The sequence below is a fragment of the Dyadobacter koreensis genome, from assembly GCF_900108855.1.
Taxonomy (GTDB): Bacteria; Bacteroidota; Bacteroidia; order Cytophagales; family Spirosomataceae; genus Dyadobacter; species Dyadobacter koreensis.
Map to the genome: position 1 here is coordinate 284,712 of NZ_FNXY01000001.1, position 19,119 is coordinate 303,830.

General features: G+C 42.8%; 14 protein-coding genes. 6 read left to right on the plus strand and 8 right to left on the minus strand.

The features are described from left to right. Positions 1–508 precede the first annotated feature (508 nt). The 8 genes from BMY70_RS01215 to BMY70_RS01255 form a co-directional block, all read right to left on the minus strand. Positions 509–883, minus strand: a complete 375-nt coding sequence (locus tag BMY70_RS01215; RefSeq protein ID WP_090331044.1) for an NAD(P)/FAD-dependent oxidoreductase — start codon at positions 881–883, stop codon at positions 509–511. A gap of 34 nt (positions 884–917) precedes the next feature. Continuing rightward, positions 918–1,310, minus strand: coding sequence for a response regulator (locus BMY70_RS01220; protein ID WP_090331046.1), 393 nt, complete (start codon positions 1,308–1,310; stop codon positions 918–920). 7 nt (positions 1,311–1,317) lie between these two features. Next, positions 1,318–2,589 (minus strand): TolC family protein, encoded by a 1,272-nt coding sequence (locus BMY70_RS01225; RefSeq protein ID WP_218148544.1) that lies wholly within the window; start codon positions 2,587–2,589, stop codon positions 1,318–1,320. Positions 2,590–2,833: 244 nt separating this feature from the next. Continuing rightward, complete coding sequence (locus BMY70_RS01230) at positions 2,834–5,956, minus strand: efflux RND transporter permease subunit (RefSeq protein WP_218148546.1); 3,123 nt, start codon at positions 5,954–5,956, stop codon at positions 2,834–2,836. 99 nt (positions 5,957–6,055) lie between these two features. Next, entirely contained in the window at positions 6,056–7,102 is a 1,047-nt protein-coding gene (locus BMY70_RS01235) for an efflux RND transporter periplasmic adaptor subunit (RefSeq protein ID WP_090331051.1), read from the minus strand. Positions 7,103–7,453: 351 nt separating this feature from the next. After that, positions 7,454–8,344, minus strand: a complete 891-nt coding sequence (locus BMY70_RS01240) for a helix-turn-helix domain-containing protein (RefSeq protein WP_090331054.1) — start codon at positions 8,342–8,344, stop codon at positions 7,454–7,456. Between the two features lie 1,569 nt (positions 8,345–9,913). Continuing rightward, the gene (bla, locus tag BMY70_RS01250; RefSeq protein ID WP_090331060.1) at positions 9,914–10,783 is read right to left on the minus strand and encodes a subclass B3 metallo-beta-lactamase; all 870 of its coding nucleotides are present in this window, start codon (positions 10,781–10,783) and stop codon (positions 9,914–9,916) included. Between the two features lie 98 nt (positions 10,784–10,881). Beyond that, complete coding sequence (locus BMY70_RS01255; protein WP_143072025.1) at positions 10,882–11,514, minus strand: hypothetical protein; 633 nt, start codon at positions 11,512–11,514, stop codon at positions 10,882–10,884. Positions 11,515–12,379: 865 nt separating this feature from the next. Between BMY70_RS01255 and BMY70_RS01260 the strand changes: the two genes are divergently transcribed. The 6 genes from BMY70_RS01260 (at position 12,380) to BMY70_RS01285 (ending at position 19,117) form a co-directional block, all read left to right on the plus strand. After that, positions 12,380–13,078, plus strand: a complete 699-nt coding sequence (locus BMY70_RS01260; protein WP_143072026.1) for a hypothetical protein — start codon at positions 12,380–12,382, stop codon at positions 13,076–13,078. 89 nt (positions 13,079–13,167) lie between these two features. Then, positions 13,168–15,498, plus strand: coding sequence for a TonB-dependent receptor (locus BMY70_RS01265; protein ID WP_177196925.1), 2,331 nt, complete (start codon positions 13,168–13,170; stop codon positions 15,496–15,498). A gap of 11 nt (positions 15,499–15,509) precedes the next feature. Continuing rightward, positions 15,510–17,855, plus strand: a complete 2,346-nt coding sequence (locus tag BMY70_RS01270) for a TonB-dependent receptor (protein ID WP_090331074.1) — start codon at positions 15,510–15,512, stop codon at positions 17,853–17,855. Positions 17,856–17,861: 6 nt separating this feature from the next. After that, positions 17,862–18,188, plus strand: coding sequence for a PepSY domain-containing protein (locus tag BMY70_RS01275; protein ID WP_090331077.1), 327 nt, complete (start codon positions 17,862–17,864; stop codon positions 18,186–18,188). Between the two features lie 346 nt (positions 18,189–18,534). Further along, the gene (locus tag BMY70_RS01280; RefSeq protein WP_090331080.1) at positions 18,535–18,846 is read left to right on the plus strand and encodes a hypothetical protein; all 312 of its coding nucleotides are present in this window, start codon (positions 18,535–18,537) and stop codon (positions 18,844–18,846) included. Next, positions 18,836–19,117: a hypothetical protein gene (locus BMY70_RS01285; protein WP_090331083.1), complete on the plus strand. Its 282-nt coding sequence runs from the start codon at positions 18,836–18,838 to the stop codon at positions 19,115–19,117. Before BMY70_RS01280 ends, BMY70_RS01285 begins: the two co-directional genes overlap by 11 nt. The last annotated feature ends 2 nt before the right edge of the window (positions 19,118–19,119 follow it).

Here is a 19,119-nt window from a genome sequence, read left to right on the forward strand (position 1 = left end):
TAGCGATGCATTTGCTGATAGTTAAGCGGTTTTTTTTGATTTCCTAATAGGTACCAACCACATAATATTACTCAAAAAATGACCATGGATAATCGGGAGATGCGGAAAATCGAAGAAGTAAAACATATTTTGAGTTTGCATTTGCTCAGCGGGATAATAAATCACTTCAAACCAATGCATTACCAACGGGTGAAAATATGATCTGTTCAAAGTATCCGTAACATATGGGACATTTTCCATAAATATATTATCCCTATCCTAATGAGCAATTCGTATTATACAGGACCTAAGTTGCTGCAATAAGTTCTCGCGTGAAGGTTGACGCTCCCGGATTTAAGGAATTGTCAATCGGTCCGCTACCCAATCGTTTTTGGTTTTAGAAAGTTTCGATCCGTCTTTCATAGTAGGCCAGCCAACTTTTCTGTCCCACGATAGGTAGTAATCACAAAATTTAAGGTATTGTAATAGGCATGGATCTGTCATCATTCATCTAAGTCTAGAAACCTTCTCAGAGCCGAAACTTTACATTGAACTCATCAGAGGTGTGGATTCTACCCAGAGAGAGTTCTTCTTCATAACCAGCAGAAAACACCAGGGACTTGCAATAAATTTTTGTGTCATTATTGGTTATCAAAATGTATTGATCGTCGTCTTCGTGAATCAACTCTTTCACCCATTCTCCGTTTGAAAAACTCGGCTTATAAATAGAGATTTTTTCCATCAGAATGTTGCATAAGTGTTTATCCTGTAAATCTTCATAAGCCTTGTACGCCTCCTGTCTTGCGTCGATCAAATGGCAACGCATATTAAGCTGCCCTGCTTCGAAAACTGCAAACAACGCAACAGGGCCTGACCCTATAATACACAAATCAGTTTTTATCATGGTACTACCATATATAATTGACAATTGCCGTTCATTACCAGCTGTTTTTGCTTATAATTTCTTTTATCTCAAACAATGCATGAGCCTCTTTGAGAATTTGCCTGATTTTAACTTCATCCCAGGGTTTGATCAGATAATTAAAAATCTGTGCTTTGTTTTCTGTATCCAGATTGATGTAGTCTGAAACCAGCAAACGTGTGCTGTTTGGATACATGGAAATGGTTAATCGCAAGAATTCAATACCACTCATCCCGTTCAGGTTTTTACTGCAAATAATGATTTCGACCAGTCCGTTTTTAAGAACTGTCAAGGCTTCTGTTACCGAACTGGCCGGGATTATTTTATATTCTCTACGAAACAAAGCACCGAATGAAATCAAATTATTAATTTCATTATCAATATACAGGATCGTCGGACTACTTGCCATACTTGGATTATTGGGGATCGCCTACGGCTTTTTTATAGGCCGCTTCGCTTATTTTATACTCTACTTTAGCATCGATCACATTGCTATTGGCCTGCTGCCAAAGGGTCTGCGCTTCCAAAACATCCTGGCCGGTAACAGTCCCTGCGCTAAAACGGTCGTTGTTCAAACGGAGATTCTCATTGGCCTGCTGCACAGAAACCTGGGAAAGATCGATTCTTCTCGCGGCCTGGTTCAGCTGTAAGTAAGCATTTTGAGCTTCCAGCGAAATCAGCTCGCGCGTTTCCTGTATTTGCATCTGCTGGGCGCTTATTTTAAAAGACTGCTCTTTTACCTTGCCGGCTTTCTGTCCCCAATCCAAGATCGGGATACTGACGCTTACAAGTCCCAGATAAGAAGAAAGCACATTATTGCCATTCTCAAAATTCATTTTGGGACCAAAACTTGCAAATCCGCTGGCAAGAAGTCCTACAGTTGGTTTAAAATCCGCCTTTAAAAGTTTTTCCTGCAGCTGCTGAGCTTCCATTGCTTTTTTTAGCAAGCGAATCTCAGGGCGGTTTTCAGCAGCAGTAAGATAATGATCATCAACCAGAGGATTGAAAGTCCCTACCACCGAATCTGCAAGTACAATATCAGTATTGCCGGGCATACCGATCGTTTGAGACAAATTTAGTTTGGCCATGATCAAGCCATCTTTTGCTTTGCTTAAATTAAGTTCTGCTTCGTTAAGTTGCACCTGAACCCTGAGTATATCGTTTTTGTAGATCATACCTGCATCAAAAGAATTTGTCAGCTGGGTCAACAGTGATTCCAAAAGTGCTTTGAAGGTGGTGGCCAGGGTTATCTTTTCGCTGACACTGGCCACCTGCCAGTAGGCCTTCTGCACATTAAACAATACCTCGGATTCTGCTAGTGATTTCTGCTCTTGGTAAATTTCAATTCCCTTATCAGCCGCCTGTTTTCCCAGCTTTATCTTCCCACCTGCATAAATCGACTGTTTTAGCAGCACTGATGGGCTTACGCCGTATTCAGGCAGCAACGTATTCAGCGGTTTTCCAACATAAAATCCAAGCACCGAACCGTCCACCATTGGTTTGTCCGCACCGTTGATTCCCTCACGCGCAGCTTTGGCAGCTTCGATATTGTACCGTGCCGATTTCAATTTCTTATTTTGTGTTAAAGCCATCTGCTGTGCTTCTGCCAGGGTGATATTTTTCTGCGCATCCGCATGCCGCGAAAGTAAAAATAGGCAAAGCAAACATGAGCTTACGCGCTTTAACATATGAGGATATTTTCCCATCTTCTAAGTTTCGATTTATTTTAATGATTTTCGGTTTTTTGGTTTTGCAGGGTATAAAATTGTAAGTGTTCAACTAATCGCTGCTTAGAATGATTTTTCACTACACTTCTAAATATTTAAAACGCGCGTTTACAAATGGTTTTAAAGCGAAGATTATAAAATCGATGTGACGAACTTGGTTGCCATCACATCGATAAGCACTACATATTCCAAATTGAATCAACTTTTAAGCATGAGATGGTTTATACTGAATGTGCCCGCTTGCCGGCTCAGGCGTTTCAGGCTCTGCCACAGGCGTGATAAAGCGATAATATAAAATCGGAACAACAAAAAGCGTCAGGATCATCGATACAATCAGACCAAAGGCCAGCACGCTACCCAAAGGTCCCCACATCGGGGATTTGCTTACGATCATCGGTACGACGCCAACAGCCGCTGCCGCAGAAGTAAGGAAAATCGGACGCATTCTTCTTTTTGCAGCAGCGAGTGCCGCTGCCTTGATGCTGTAACCATGTTCGATGACAAGCTCGTCGGCATAATCGACCAGAATGATTCCGTTACGAACCACAATGCCAATCAGCGAGATAATGCCCATAAAAGCAGTGAATCCCATTGGGTTGCCTGTTACATACAGCCCTAAAAAAGCGCCCAGCAGGCTCAAAGGAAATGTAGCCAGAATGATCAGCGTTTTTCCAAAGTTCTTGAACTGGAACAGCAGCGTCATAAAGATAAGAATTAAGCTCACCCCTAATGAAACGCCCATACCCGGCGCGCTTTCGCCACTGGATTCGAGCTCTCCACCATAGGCAATCCGGATACCCTGTGGCAATTCAAGCTTCTGGATCTGGGGAATCACGTTGGCCATGATCGTGGAGGCCTTGATTCCAAGCTGCGCTTCTGCCTGAACAGTAAGTGTACGTAGACCGTTGCGGTGTGCCAGTGTACCCGTATGCCAGGCTGGCACCAACTGAGCCACTTCTTTCAAAGGTACTTTCCCTCCATAAAGCGTGCTGATGTAAAGATTGTCCACGTCGTTAAAATCCTTTCTGCTGGCTTCGCCAAGACGCATGAAAATATCAACAGGTTTGTCGCCTTCCCAAAGCGTAGAAACAGAATAACCTTTCAGGCCTGCTCCAAGCGTTTGGGTAATAGCCTGGTTTGACACCCCCAAGCGATTGGCAACGTCCTCTTTGATTTTAACAGAAACACCCATATAGTCCTGCTCGTAATCACTGCGAACCCAGTTAGTTCCTTCCTGTTTTTCGAGAATACTCGTAATCTGAGCAGCTACTTTTTTCTGATCGTTCAGATCATTTCCGATAACCCTTACTTCGATGGGTGAACCAGCCTGCATGCTCAGCTGCTTGATCCTGACATAACCATCTGGCACTAGTCCATCGAATTTGTCCAGATATTCTTTGACCATTTCATTGGTCGCTTCCGGGCTTGTGGTGGTGATAAAAATCTGCGCAAAATTTCTCCGTGGCGTTTCCGGCGCATAAGTCATCTGAAAACGCGGGGAACTTGTTCCAACGAAACTCGATAAACCCGCAACCCGTTTATCTGCTTTTAATATATTTTCAACCTTTTTAACCACACTTTCGGTCATAGGCAGAGAGGTTCCGCTTGGCAGCCAGACCTCGACATTAAACTGATTTCGTTCCGAGTTCGGGAAAAATTCCTGCTGTACATTGGCGGCTGTAAAAAAGGCAAGACAAACCGAAATTACGGCGGCAGTCATCGTGGCCTTCGGCCAGCGAAAACAAAACTCGACGCCTGTATTAAACGCATTTTGCAGATAATCCAAAAGGCTTTTCTTAGGAGGTCGGTCGCTGACCTGATGTTTCAGACCTTTTTTGATAAATACATAACACATATATGGAGTCAGAAGCAGCGCAACGAGCATGGAAGCGATCAGTGCGACAGCGATCGTGAGCGGCAAAGCAGCAATAAAATCTTTGGTGATACCGTTCAGAAAAAATGCCAGGGGTGCAAAGGCGAAGATAATAGCCAGTGTTGCCGTGAAAATCGGCAGCGAAAGCTGGGTCGCAGACTGCCAGGCAGCCGTCCATGGCGTAACACCTTCATCTAGTTTTTCAATATAATTATCAACCACCACGATCGCATTGTCAACCACCATCCCAAGTACGATAATAAGCGCCGCCAGCGTTACCTGATGAAGTTCGATACCCATAATATTGATTATGCCAAAGGTAATAGCAATCGAGATCGGCGCAGCCACCGAGGCAATGGACGCTACCCGGAATGGCAGCAGAAACATCACCACCAGAATTACCGCCAGGATAGCAATGCCGAATTCGACCATGAAGTGCGAAATACTGTCACCAACCACTTTGGGCTGATCAACAATGGTGGTCACTTTGACATCCGGCGGAAGTGTAGCCTGAACCTCTTTGATCTTATCCTGAACGATATCACCAAACTGAACGATGTTGTTACCAGGCTGCATTTCGATGCTAAGCATCATCACCTTATCCTCACCCATTCGTATATACGAAGACACTTCTTCGTAACGTCTTTCGATTTGCGCAACGTCCTTTAAACGGACTACCGTTCCATCCGGTTTGCTGTAAACAATTTGATTGGCAATATCGGATTCAGTCCTGTACTGGCTGTTGGCAAAGATCGGGATGTTGTTCCCAACAATGGTGAGCTCTCCCGAATATCCGGTTACATTCTGCATTTGCAGTGCTCTTGTCAGGGTACTGACATCAAACCCATACTGCCGCAACTTGTCGTTGTCGACCTTAATGTAGATCTGCTGCTTCTGCCCGCCTGTCCTGTTGATTTTTGAGACCGTCGGAATCGTTTTGAGCCCGTCCTCCAGATCGTCCAGATATTTTTCAATTTCAGCGTACGAGCGCTGAGAGGAAGAAACCGTGATCATTTGTGCAACCACATCGCCGAAATTGCTATTTACCATTGGACCCAAAACACCTTTCGGAAGTACAGAGGGCATATTCATATTCAATCCATGCTGCAGCGTAGACCAGAATTTCTTTCTGTCCTTTACACTGGTATGCAGCTCGACGGTAATAAAAACCTGCCCGTCTTTGGTTGATGACTTGGTTTTATCTTTTCTGATTTCTTCAAAAGAAAAAAGATACTGCTCAATTTTATTGGTCACCTGTTTTTCCATTTGTAGCTCATCTGCACCGGGATAAAAAGCCATGACCAACGCCACAGGCATATCGATCTTGGGATCCTCACTTCGGGGCATATTTAGCAGCGCGTTGATGCCAAGCAAAGTCAGAAGCAGCGTGACCACGATCGTGACCTGCTTGTACTTCATTGCCGCTTCGATAAAGTTCATTTTATGTTTTTCCATTGATTATGAAAGATTTAAGACAACAAGGTTTTGAGCAGAACAGAAATTGATCCGCCACTGATGATTACTTTCCCAAATTTAAACCCGATGATTAAACCGCTATAAAATGACCGAAGCTCCGTCTTTCAACCGTGTCTGGCCTGCTACTACAACTTTGTCTCCCTGTTTTAATCCATCGGAAATGATCACATCATCTCCCTGAACACCACTGGCGGTTATTCTTTTCCTTGTAACTTTTTGATCATCACCCGCTACAAAAACATACGTAATATCATCGGCATCCCGTATCACTGCGCTTGCAGGAACCGTAATGGCATCCAATGATTTACCCGTTGCTATTTTCGTCTGCGCTATCATACCCGGCAGCAGTCTTCCGCCCGGATTCTGAAGCTGAACTTTGACTGTGTAGGATTTACTGACAGCATCAGCCTGAGGATTTATGATCGCGATTCTACCTGTAAATGTCTGATCTAATGTAGATATAAAAACGCTGGCACTCTGACCCTTTGTAAGCTTCCCTATCTCACTTTCTGGTACTGTGAGCCTGGCATATACCTGATCGGTTTTAATAATGGTGAAGGCTGCCGCGCCCGGAGCGGCCATAGCACCACGTTCGATCGATTTTACCGTAATAATCCCTGACATCGGTGCATAAAGTTTTGTATCGGCAACACGTTTCATAGAAAGATTCTTGTTTGCTTTTGCCTGAGCCAGTTTCGTTTTAATCTCGATAAAATCCTTTGCCGGTAAACTACCCTTCTGGTACAGGCCGTTCAAACGGGCATACATATCTTCGGCCTGTTCAAGACCGGCACCGGCAATCAGCAGCGCATTATCGTATTCAGTTGCATCAATTGCAGCCAAAAGCTGGCCTGTGCCAACATGCTGCCCCTCATCGACTTTAACTGAGCTGACGGTTCCGGGAACCGAAAAACCGATCTGAACAGAATTGTCAGCCTCAATCGTACCGGAAAAGCTAAGCTCTTCTGCCTGCCCCCGATTTTGAATCTGCTGGATTGTAACTTTTACAGCACGCTCGCTCGCCTTTTTTTCTTCTTTTGCTGAGCAGCCAACCAGTAAGGTGCCAATGGAGGTAAGTAAAAAGACCGGCAGAAAAGCTGGTCTGATAAAATAAGATTTTTTCATTTTTTGCGTGATCGTAGAAACCTTAAAAGTTTGTTTGCAAAGTTGGCTGTTGCGGCAAAGACTTAAAAGGTTTACAAATCGGTTCAATTGGTCAAAAAGTCGGTTTTGCTAAATAATTTCGACAAAATAAAATTTAGCGATCTGTTATATGAGGAGAGAAAAAGCACAAACGCTTAAATAATGCTTCAAAGTAAGATTAACAGCCTATCGTTAACCTAAAGCTTTTAAAATTTTGAAGCAAACATCATAATTTCAAAAGCCAAAAGCGTCATATTGTATCAAAAGGGAACAAATTTTCTGGTAAAAATGTCTTTCTTATTGAATGTCAGCCCATAGTAAAACTTGTTCTTTTCAAAGCAGGTTACGGTAATCCCTTGGTGAAAGCCCCGTATGGCGTTTAAAGAACTTTCCAAATAATGACTGATCATTAAAATTTAACATATCGGCTATCTGGCTAATATTAAGTGCTGGATCATTAAGAAGGTACTTTGCTTCGAGCATTACAACATCATCAATCATTTCCCCGGCGTTTTTGCCTGTGATCTCCTTAACGGTTTCAGTAAGGTATTTCGCTGTGACGCTCAAGTGACCAGCATAAGCATTTACCATCCTTTGCGTTCTGAAATGTTTTTGAACAAGCTGTATAAATTCCATGACAAGATTTTCTTTTCTGGAAACATAATTACTGACTGGCTCTGAATATATTCTGCTTAGAGCCGCTATCTCGTAGAGGAATGTTTGAAAAGCAATGTTTAACAATTCTTTGCCATAAGGGTGGTCATCTGCGCCCAGATATCGCGTTTTTAACTCCCCCATCAACTTTAAAACCATATCCGCAGCCTGCTGGTCCAGTTGCCAAAAAGGCAGGAACCTTGTTGAAAAATATTCAAACAACTCCGTTTTCAGATTGGAGATTCCAATTCCGTTTAAAAAATCACCCGTGAAGCTAATAACTGAAACGGTCGCGTCCTCGCTAGCCTGGATAAACTGCTTCAAAGCATTGGGCGGTGCGAGTATAAATCCGTTCACAGGTACATTGTACTTCTTAAAATTAATTCCCATCGTCATATTTCCTGATGTGATCATGCAAATGATGATATAATCAGACCTGAAATGTTCGCTGGCAAAATCTTTCTTACGGACAACACTGTTAAGCTCCACCGAGAACCCTCCTGTAACAGCCTGACCGCCATGGCCAAATACCTGTAAGAGATCCTCATGCTTGTGGATTGACTGTTTCATTAACTGATACGTTTATGCAAAACTAACCTATTAAGAGACAAAAAAATGCCCAACAAAGATATCATTGCCAGCCAGGAAATTCTTCATGGAACCACCTCCCTAAATGTCAAACGTAAAATTGACAACATAAAATCCGCTAATTCTCTTTGCAGATCTTGGATAAAAGACCTTCGTTGCAAACATTGTAGCGCCGAAAACCACAACTCATACTTATCCAGTCCAACAGATCCCGATTCAGCAGCTGCACCGTCTTATGCAACCATTTCTGTACCCGCAAAAAATTTCGGTATGAATCAGCAAAAACCCAAAACTTGAATCACTTCGCAAACTGCTACCAGAAGCATTCCAATAGCAAAAATAGCTATATCGCAAGAAATTCGGTTGTTAAAATAATCATTTTCATATAGAGGCGTGAACCGATTTAATCAACAGCAAAAAATGACTATTTACGCTTCGTTCTGACTGCTTCAATAAATACGGTCTTGTCAACGACTCCCAAGAAAACCCGTATCAGTGGCGTTTATGATAAACGATAATAAAGCTGCGTCGTAATTAACATTTTCAGCGCAGAATAAATCAATGAAAAGGTATATTCGCCATGATTAGGTTGAAATTTAATAATTTCCCCATACATAGATATACAGCATCGATAATACCATCCATTTTATACAAACACTTTCAATCCGCGAAATACTGCTGTTTGACATAACTTTTAGTGTCAATTGCTTATGGCTAAATCAGCTACTGAACAACAAGTCTATCAGAAAGTTAACCAAACAGTGTTACGTTATTATTTATTGGTTAAAAGCGGCAAGCAAACACCTTCCTATCACATCAACCATACCCCTCTTCGGCAGCATGACGCAAATACGGTTTCTTTTAAAAATTGCTCATCTTGCTTTCGGTAGATAATGTGCACGATCACCTTCGATACCATTTAGTGTGAAACTATTAATATGTAGTTTTCTCGAAAATTACCCAATGTCATTACCACCTTCCAGCCTATACGGTTACAACGTTCCCATTTTCATATCGTTAAATTTCGCTTAAAGCATATGCACAGGTAGAAATGTATAAGTGTCACATTTGCCGCTGCTGACAAAAATATCGAGGCGTACAGTACAATGGTGATACCGCCTGTTTAAAACGTGGATTTCACAGGCTTCTTACGTAGGTTGTCTTGAAGAAAACACAGCTAGTAAAAAAAGTCTTGGTGTCCGTTTTTGGAGAATTCGGATCTTTTGCATTACTGAATCTGTAGAAAAATGACCATCAACTTGGTTTTAACTTTTCCTTACTACTCTTTTTTTAATCTTTTTAACTTAGTCAGTACTGACCGCACTGTCGAGAAACTACTTTCTGAATTACCGTTGTCAATAGGCTCCGATTTTCTACGCATTGCCAATACAGCAGATGATACTTACCTTGGAAATCTGGTTTCCTATCCATCAGGTTTCAATACAAAGACTAAGCTTTGCAACCTCCTATTATGCTGCACATGAACAGGGTAATCGTCTTCTCAAACCTTCCCTGTATTCTTTCCAATACTTCCACGATATTGCGAAGCAGTTATTTATCCCCCTTCATTTTCTCATCAAAATCCTTCTGCAGATCACTGATTTGCTGGTTATAACCATTTTTATCAAAAAAGGCCTCGGGGTTATATGCATTACCGGGTTTATGTTTATCAGACAGACCGAACTGGCTGGCGTGTGATGCCAGCCAGATATCAAATCTTAAGTGCCTCATTGCATTTAGAGTATAGGTATAGTCCTTGGCAATATTAGGGTAGGCAGCTATGTCTGAGAAATTTTCATCCGTTACAATCGTTGGCATATTCGCAATCAGCACTCTGTATTTTCTTTTCTCATCTTTCACATCAAACAAATAACTGCATGAACCTTTGGTGTGCCCGGGATGATTGAGCATCACCAGCTGCATGCCGCCCAACCTGATTGTATCACGATCATGTAATACCCGATCTACTTGTACAGGCTCAAAATCCCGCACCTTTCCTTTTGAGCTATAATCTGAAAGTCCGCCGTCCTCTGCTGCTGAGGCATCACCTTCGTTGATCATCAGTTTGGCACCAGTCATTTTTTTTATAACAGACATCGCACCCATATGGTCATAGTGGGCCTGTGTATTCAGAAGTATTTTTGTATCAGAAAGTTTGAAACCCAGTTTTTCAATATTCCTTTTAATTCCGGTCGCAGAAGATGCAAGTCCGGTATTAATCAGTATATTTCCCTTAGGCGTTACAATAAGATAACATGCCAGATCAGAAGTACCAATGTAATACAGATTCCCCGCAATGCGGAATGAGGGGTAAGACTTAGTCCATTCAGGATGTCTTTCTGATGAAGGCTCTGAAACCTTTTGAGCATTTATCGAATAGTTAGCGCATAAAAAACTAAAAAGCAAAATGAATTTTTTCATCAATGGCAAAAGAATTTTTCTAAAATCATTTAAAACCTGTAATTACAAATAACAGTCAATCACTCAGCAAAATGTGTTTTTATGATGCAATGATTCGATTACTTGGCTGCTTTGGGTAGCTGTAGAATCTGGATCGATCCCCCCGCGCTGTAACCTGAGAGCTGTATAAATACATGATCACCCTCTTTTCTACGGATCGCGTAAACTTTCACCACATTGTTGGTATAATCAATTGAGCCCTCTTCGCCGAAGTACGTAGCCTCGTCTTTGATACGATCGAGTTCTTTTTGCGATACTTTCCCCTGAAAAATCAGCACACCTCCGGACGCTGTGATTAGATCTTTATAACTTTTTTCAAAATACGGCAAAGACCACTCCTTACCTGTAATACTTGTTATAAACGCTTTATAAACCTTTCCTTCGATAGGAACCATACCTTTTTGAGTCGGAAAAAACAGTCTGTCGAAGTCGCGGATAAGTGGCTTATTGAGTGGCACTAAGTCAGCCGGAGGATTAAAAACGGGAAACGCATCCAATTCTTTTTCACTGAAGGAAACTTTGCTGAGGTCAATAGAATCCGCAGGAATTTCTCTACTGGTCTCATCTGCGGTAACTACGGTGTCTTTCACCAGCTCTGACTTTTCTTTCAGCGTATCTGCTTTACCGGATTTATTGCAGGCAAAAAAAGAACTGATCAAAATTACGGGAATTAAAATTCTTTTACTTTTCATTTTCATGGGCTATTTATGGTGGGTAATAGATTATTTAATCACGTAAAGAAAATTCAGACTAACGATCTTTCAAAGAAAAATATAGGTTCATTTTCTTAATGCACTAATCACTAATCTTAGCGCCTTAGCGATTTCTTCTAGAATATTTATAGAAAGCGCTACACTTTTGCTCAAAAGCCGGTTTGCATGGCTAACATTGAAAACCTGTTTTACTGTTGAGTCAAATTGTATGAAAGAAAATTTAAACGCTCACAGAGGCCATGAAAGGCAAGCTGTTCCCGTACCCTGTTGGTCTGTTGATGCTCTGCTGTTGCGAAAGCAACGAGGCGCTTTAAAAGATCATGGCAATTCTCAGTATTTTCAGCGATGACCATTTTACAGCCCGTACCAGATAATTTTCAAGCTCCCCTTTCAGCCAGATGAGCTCTCGCCTTTCCCACACCGACAGAAAACCATTTGTGCATTGCGGTGTAATGATCCCTTTCCTACTACACGTTAAAGGAAATAGCGTACAATTCGCTGACGCACTTTTATCGGCGTGTTTAAAAGAATTGCGAAAAATCTTGCCGGGTGGACTCAAGTCACAGGAAAAATTATTCCAAAAAATAACGACAGGTAAAACCCTTTCAAAACTGTCAAACTTTAAGTACTCACATACAACTATTACCAATAGACCCCCATCGAATGCTCGGTTCAGGCGTCCCTAAATTGTTTGATGCATAAATACAAAACATTGCGGTATTCCATAAGCTTCAACCTAAATTATTTAAAAAGTTCGGACTAAATGTTGCAAAGCTGCGTTACGGCATATACTTTTGATTAATTATAATTGGTCTAAATACAATTAAACCGCGATTTTAATTAAATGATAACTTCTTTATCTCTAATGCCTCAGAAAGCAAGATTATTAAACAATCTTTTGGGCCACGGCCTTTGGATGGAAAACGATACCTCTGAAAAAACATTCCGCAAACACCCCATTAAAATTGCCTACTTGAGCCGGGACGATCAATCTAAAAAGCTGGCTGACGGGTATTTGTATGCCAAGGAATTGGAGCTTTATTTAACCATACCGGATAGACGGAAATTTAAACGGGCAGCTGTGGCGGGTGATGATCATTTTAATTCGGACTTCACTCACCATGAAGACGGCGTATATATGTCATCGATCAGTAAGGCTTCGAAAGAAACGGGCAATTCGACGATTTATGAATTCCGCGCAAGTGCCATAGTCAAAGCAGATAAATTGCCTGCGGGAAATGACCAACTTTCAATGGTATTCAAATCAAGGTTTTCACTGATGCTTCAAAAATTAGCCGAAACAAACCAGCCTTGGTACCTGACCAGGCTATTCGAAGACAACCCAAGCGAAAAACCACATGTAGATCTCGCTTCTTCAAATGCTGGGAATATGCTTATTAATTCCGATAAAAACCGTATGGCATCGTTTACACTATCTGGTCTGGTACCTACAAATTCAAAACCTCTACAAGTGAAAACGCCGAAGGGGAACATTTGGGCAAATCTGGTAAGTCGATCGGCAGGTGCGATACGATTTTGGTGAAAGTTGCCAAATATGCTTTAGTATCAATCATTTCACCCACTCATCTTTCCATTATGAGAATATTATCTCTTATTTTCTTAATTCTTATTATGTCCGTCTCAGATACCTGCGCACAGACAGGGAGTCTCAATGGGCAGATCCTAACCTCTGACGGGCAGCCCGCCGAATTTGTAAATGTTGGCATTAAAGACCTCCAAATCGGGACAATTACCGACGCCAAAGGTCATTTCCGCATTAAAAAAGTGCCTGCTGGTAATTATATCTTGTATGTGCAACTGATAGGATACAGCGCGATCGAACAATATATCGAAGTAAAGGGTGAAACTACGGTTCCCGCTATTTCTCTAAAAGAAAATGCCCAGGTATTACAGGAACTGCTCGTTAAAGGAAACACCAACCGTTTCGCCCAGAAAGAATCGGAATATATCGCCCGGCTTCCACTGAAAAACATGGAAAACCCGCAGGTTTATAACGTGGTTTCCAAAGAGATTATGCAAGAACAGATTGTGACCGATTATAAAAGCGCCTTCAAAAATATTCCGGGTGCCAATTCCGGTGTATCGCATTCCAGCAACGGACGTTATATGAACGTAACGAGGGGTTTTAACCTGGGCAATGCGGCCAGAAATGGCGTTGGGACATCTTCCGTTGCGGAAATTGATCCGGCCAATCTTGAAAGAATTGAGGCGATAAAAGGCCCATCGGGAACACTTTACGGAGCAAGCCTATCCACTTTTGGAGGACTTTTTAACCGGGTGACCAAGAAACCTTTCGATGTTTTCAAAGGACAGGTCTCATTGACAACCGGAACGTGGAACCTTAACCGGTTGACTGCGGACATCAACACGCCTCTGAACGATGAAAAGACAGTTTTATTCCGAATCAACACGGCGCTGCACGGTGAAAAAAGTTTTCAGGATGCCGGTTTTTCTAAAACCTACCTGGTGGCCCCAACCTTATCCATTAAGGTGAATGACCGCCTGTCGGTACTGTTTGATGCTGAACTTTATGGCAGAAAAGGTACCAATATATATGGAAACACCATTGCGTCCACCAATGTGCAGGTATCCAGCATTGATCATCTGAAAATCGGGTACAGACAGTCATTTACCAACAATTCGATCATTGCCACTACACGGACCCAAAACCTTTACTCGCAGATCAATTACAAAATAAGCAGCCAATGGACTTCACAGACTAACATTGGTAATAGTCTTGTTGAATTTGAATTCCCTGCGATGACACTTAACACAATCACAGATTCTACCGTTACCCGCAACATCTGGGACCAATATACCCGCCAGGTAGCCACGCAGGTCCAGCAGAATTTTATCGGTGATTTCAAAATTGCTGGCTTCCGCAACCGCATCGTGGCCGGACTGGATTACAGTTCCGTTAATTTCGATTTCCCAAATACGCGCGGCGCAGTTTACGATACGGTCAATTTTATTAATCCCGGTAAACGTTACGCTGCGATCAGCATTAATGAAATCAAAAATAAAGTGGCAGCCGTCACCGTAAACAGCGGAAGCTCGGCAAAATATAATTACATGGGCGCCTATTTTTCTGACGTTTTCAACCTGGCTGAGAACCTGATGGTCATGCTGAGCCTACGTGTGGACCGTTTTGATAACAAAGGTTCTTATAGCTATACTGCAAATACAACCACCGGACTATACAAGCAGACGGCATTATCCCCAAAATTTGGGGTGGTATATCAGCCTGTGAAAGAGAAGGTTGCCATTTTCGCTAACTACATGAACGGCTACCAGTTTGTAGCACCAGTAAACCAGCCAGACGGCTCCGTTTCCAATTTCAAACCTCAGTTTGCCAATCAGACAGAAGCCGGTGTAAAATTCGACGTGCTGGATAACAAAATCAGCGCCACAATCAGCTATTACGATATTAAAGTAGTCAATCAGTTGCGTACCGATATGGAAAGAGATCCCGTGAACGGAAACCGTTTCCAGATCCAGGACGGTAATCAGACCAGCAGAGGCATTGATTTTGAACTGATCATCAATCCTGTCTACGGGCTGAATATCCTGGCCGGTTATGCCTACAATGCCAGCAAACTCGAAAAAGCCAACGAGAACGTAAATGGTCGCCGCCCGACCAACTCGGGAGCAGAAAACACGGCGAATCTTTGGGCAAGTTACCGCCTCACTTCCGGTGCGGCGAAAGGCCTGGGCTTAGGTGCAGGTTTCAATTACAGCGGAGAACAGTTTGTGATTAACAATTCCGCACGCGAGTTCACGATTCCGGCCTACACGGTAATGGACGCGACTGTGTTTTTCGAGCAGCCCGGCTATCGTATCGGCCTTAAACTGGACAATCTCAACAATGAAAGATATTGGAATACGTCTCTACAGCCTCAGACACCGAGACGCTTTTCAGCAAGTGTAACCATTAAGTTTTAACATTTCCACACATGAAATACTTTTTTTCTATTCTGATTTCTTTGCTATTGATAGATGGGTTGAAAGCTCAGCAAACAGCAAAATCGCATATCAAAGGTCACGTAATTACCAGTGATGGCCAGCCCGGTGCATTTGTAACAGTACAGATCAAAAACACAAAGTTTGGAACGATTACAGACGAAAACGGTGATTACCAGCTTCGGAATGTACCTGCCGGAAAACACGTTGTGGTTGTGAGCATTATCGGTTTTGAATCCGCAGAAATCAATATTGAAACCAATGACGACCGAACCATGACTGCTGAAACGATCCGGCTGAAAGAGGATGCAAAAACACTGCAGCAAGTTACTATCACCGGTAACGCCAATAAGTTTGGCCAAAAGGAAACCGGATATGTAGCCAGGCTTCCTTTGAAAAACCTTGAAAATCCTCAGGTGTATAACGTGGTATCCAAAGAGCTGGCCGTGGAACAGATCGCCGTCGATTACAAAAACCTGCTGCGGAACGTGCCCGGAGCGACGGTTTCTTTCGGAGGTGTGAATAACGGGATTACGTATATGGTGATGCGCGGATCATGGGTTACCAGCCAGATCAGAAACGGTATGGCAGCGCAGCTCGGGGCGGGAATTGATCCGGTCAATGTAGAGCGTGTGGAAGCGATCAAAGGTCCATCGGGCACCTTGTTTGGATCCAGCCTGATCTCTTTCGGCGGTTTTACAAACCTGGTTACCAAAAAGCCCTTCGAAAAAACATCGGGTGAGATCGGGTATTCAACCGGAAGCTGGGGTATGAACAGGATCACCTTAGATGTGAATAGCCCGGTCAAAGAAGATAAAACATTGCTTCTCCGTGTCAATGCGGCCGGACACCGTGAAAATTCTTTCCAGGCGTTCGGTATGGCGCGGGCAGTGACCATAGCGCCCAGCCTGAGCTACCAAGCTAGCGAGAAGCTCACCCTGCTATTTGAAACCGAATTTTACCGCACTCAGCGCAGTACAATGCCTGCAAACTCGTTTACAAACGTAACATTTAAAAACATCAAAGACATGCCACTGGGCTACCGTCAGTCGATCAACAGCAACGATCCTTTACTGCAAATGGGAACAAGCAATGCATACGTTCAGGCTCAGTACAAACTTTCCAAAAACTGGACTTCCACTACGCAGTATGCGGTCGGCGATGTCCGCTATGACAATGTCAATTACTTTTATCCAGCTATCTGGACTAGCGATTCTACGGTGGTGCGCAACCTTTCTTCCGGCCGTAACAGTTTCAGCACTTCCACACAATTTCAGCAGTATTTCACAGGTGATTTTGTGATTGGGAGTCTTAGAAACCGTATTGTTGCCGGTGTAGATGTGTACGGTCTTATCAATAAAAACCAGGCATACGGAACCATAACCTACGATACGATCAATGTTAGGAAATCTATTAAACCCATATCGCTAGACCGGATCGATGAACTAGTGGCAGGGATCGGTTCGGTTAATATTACTGAATCTAAACAACAGACCCTCAGTGCCTATTTCTCGGAAGTACTCAACATTACCGACAAACTCATGGCGATGATCAGTGTACGGGTGGACCGATTCAGTAACAAGGGAACGGCTACCAATAGCGGAGAACGTCTGGGAGGTTACGATCAGACAGCCATCTCGCCAAAATTCGGGTTAGTATACCAGCCGGTAAAAGACAAGGTTGCCATTTTCGCAAACTACATGAATGGTTTTCAAAACATTGCGCCTATCACCCAGCCGGACCAATCCATTTTTACACCAAAACCACAGTCGGGAAATCAGTGGGAATTCGGTACAAAACTGAATTCATGGAATAACAGGATCGTCGGTTCGGTGAGTTATTACAACATTGATATCACCAATGTAATCCGCCCCAATCCAACCAATACCGCTTTTTCTGTCCAGGACGGTTCCAGCGTGAGTAAGGGTATAGAGGCTGATATGACCATCAGCCCGATCAATGGATTAAATATTGTATTCGGCTACGGTTACAATCAACTGGAATACAAAAAATCAACTGCCGCCAACGAGGGACTGAAATACGGCTTCCCGAGACATGCGGCCAACTGGTGGGCAAGTTACCGTCTTTTATCCTCTCCGCTGAAAGGCCTGGGGATTGGTACCGGTGGTAATTACCTGACCGCAATTTATGAAAACAATGAACTGGGTGCGCTTACAATTCCTTCATACACACGCTGGGATATGACACTTTTCTACGATCAGCCACGCTACCGACTGGGCCTTAAAATGAACAACCTTACCAATCAGAAATACTGGGGAATGAACTTTGATCCGCAATCACCCCGGCAGATTCTGGCGAATGTCACATTTAAATTCTGATACGGTATGAGTGCAAAAAAGATAAATAGCTTCCTGCATCTCTGCCTTGGACTTCTGTCCGGGCTGATGGTAATCATACTGAGTATTACCGGCTGCATTTATAGGTTTAAGGATCAGATCCAAAATATTGTGTCCCCTGGTAGCCTGTTTGTCACACCGGAAAATATGGCCAGAATTCCTGTAAGTAGACTTATAGCTGGTTTATATACGCAAATTAGCGCAGGATATCCGCTGACCATTTTCGAAATCTGGAATGATTCGGCGGCGAGCTACCGTATTTGTATTTATAAAATCATCGAGTACGTTGATTCAAATTTTCCGCAGTGCCAATAGGCCAACTAACCAATATGACCAGTATAGAGGGAATTTTTGCGCAGCCGCAGATTTAAGAAAAAAGGCAGGGCGAAAAGCACAGAAATATAAAGTGCGATATTCACGCAGGCAGCATTCTGTGGCTTACGGAAAAGATCGTCTCTTTTTTCGCCAGACTTATCCCTGCCCGTCATCCGGTAAAAGGTGTTCTCACCTGGTGGGGACGAGGTAAAAAAGGGAAAGATAATTTTGCAAACAGAAAAACTAAAAATTCTCCGTACGGTTCACCCCAGACCAAACCAGCATTCGCTATAAAAAAAGAAACAAACATTCAATTCATAAGCTAACGCTCAACTATTAGGTTTTCATGCTGTCATTTTATTTCATATTACTGGGAACATATCTTTATTACGCCAAGTCTAAATACTTTCCGGCCGAGCTATTCAGACCTTCTTTTACCGCGTCAAAGTGGTTTGGGTCTATTTTTTTTGTAATTGGCTCGGCCATTTTTATTTATTCGGATGGCTGGGCAGGAGGCTTTTTAATGACAATGGCGGGTGCGTCGCTTGCGATGGCGATGATCCAGTTTTTTGCAGTCATGGGTAAAAGATATTTTTATGGGCTGATCGCTATGGTTCAATTTTTGGCACTAATCGAACTGATTTATTATGCCTGCTAAAAACGAATACCTGTCCACAAAGCGTCAACGTGCCTTGAAAATCACGGCAGGACTGATCGGCGGATATTTCCTGGCCGTCGCTTTTCAAATGATGATTAGCGTGCTGATCCCCTACCGCATCGAAGTCATATTGACTGGTGCATTTTCCATATTTATGCTTTGGGTGGTCTTAATGATCACCGCTTTTCTGGCTCGCAGCGGCTGGATGATCTGGGGAATTTATCTTTTCTGCTTCCTGGTTTGTAGTATCATTGTCTTTTTTTTTAAATAATT

What these genes read in the sequence shown, in the direction of transcription:
- BMY70_RS01255 (WP_143072025.1), bottom strand. Translation starts at nt 11,514, where the DNA reads ATGAAAAGTAAAAGAATTTTAATTCCCGTAATTTTGATCAGTTCTTTT.
- BMY70_RS01265 (WP_177196925.1), top strand. Translation starts at nt 13,168, where the DNA reads ATGTCCGTCTCAGATACCTGCGCACAGACAGGGAGTCTCAATGGGCAG.
- BMY70_RS01240 (WP_090331054.1), bottom strand. Translation starts at nt 8,344, where the DNA reads ATGAAACAGTCAATCCACAAGCATGAGGATCTCTTACAGGTATTTGGC.
- BMY70_RS01280 (WP_090331080.1), top strand. Translation starts at nt 18,535, where the DNA reads ATGCTGTCATTTTATTTCATATTACTGGGAACATATCTTTATTACGCC.
- BMY70_RS01285 (WP_090331083.1), top strand. Translation starts at nt 18,836, where the DNA reads ATGCCTGCTAAAAACGAATACCTGTCCACAAAGCGTCAACGTGCCTTG.
- BMY70_RS01220 (WP_090331046.1), bottom strand. Translation starts at nt 1,310, where the DNA reads ATGGCAAGTAGTCCGACGATCCTGTATATTGATAATGAAATTAATAAT.
- BMY70_RS01260 (WP_143072026.1), top strand. Translation starts at nt 12,380, where the DNA reads ATGATAACTTCTTTATCTCTAATGCCTCAGAAAGCAAGATTATTAAAC.
- BMY70_RS01275 (WP_090331077.1), top strand. Translation starts at nt 17,862, where the DNA reads ATGAGTGCAAAAAAGATAAATAGCTTCCTGCATCTCTGCCTTGGACTT.
- BMY70_RS01230 (WP_218148546.1), bottom strand. Translation starts at nt 5,956, where the DNA reads ATGGAAAAACATAAAATGAACTTTATCGAAGCGGCAATGAAGTACAAG.
- BMY70_RS01270 (WP_090331074.1), top strand. Translation starts at nt 15,510, where the DNA reads ATGAAATACTTTTTTTCTATTCTGATTTCTTTGCTATTGATAGATGGG.
- BMY70_RS01215 (WP_090331044.1), bottom strand. Translation starts at nt 883, where the DNA reads ATGATAAAAACTGATTTGTGTATTATAGGGTCAGGCCCTGTTGCGTTG.
- BMY70_RS01235 (WP_090331051.1), bottom strand. Translation starts at nt 7,102, where the DNA reads ATGAAAAAATCTTATTTTATCAGACCAGCTTTTCTGCCGGTCTTTTTA.
- bla (WP_090331060.1), bottom strand. Translation starts at nt 10,783, where the DNA reads ATGAAAAAATTCATTTTGCTTTTTAGTTTTTTATGCGCTAACTATTCG.
- BMY70_RS01225 (WP_218148544.1), bottom strand. Translation starts at nt 2,589, where the DNA reads ATGTTAAAGCGCGTAAGCTCATGTTTGCTTTGCCTATTTTTACTTTCG.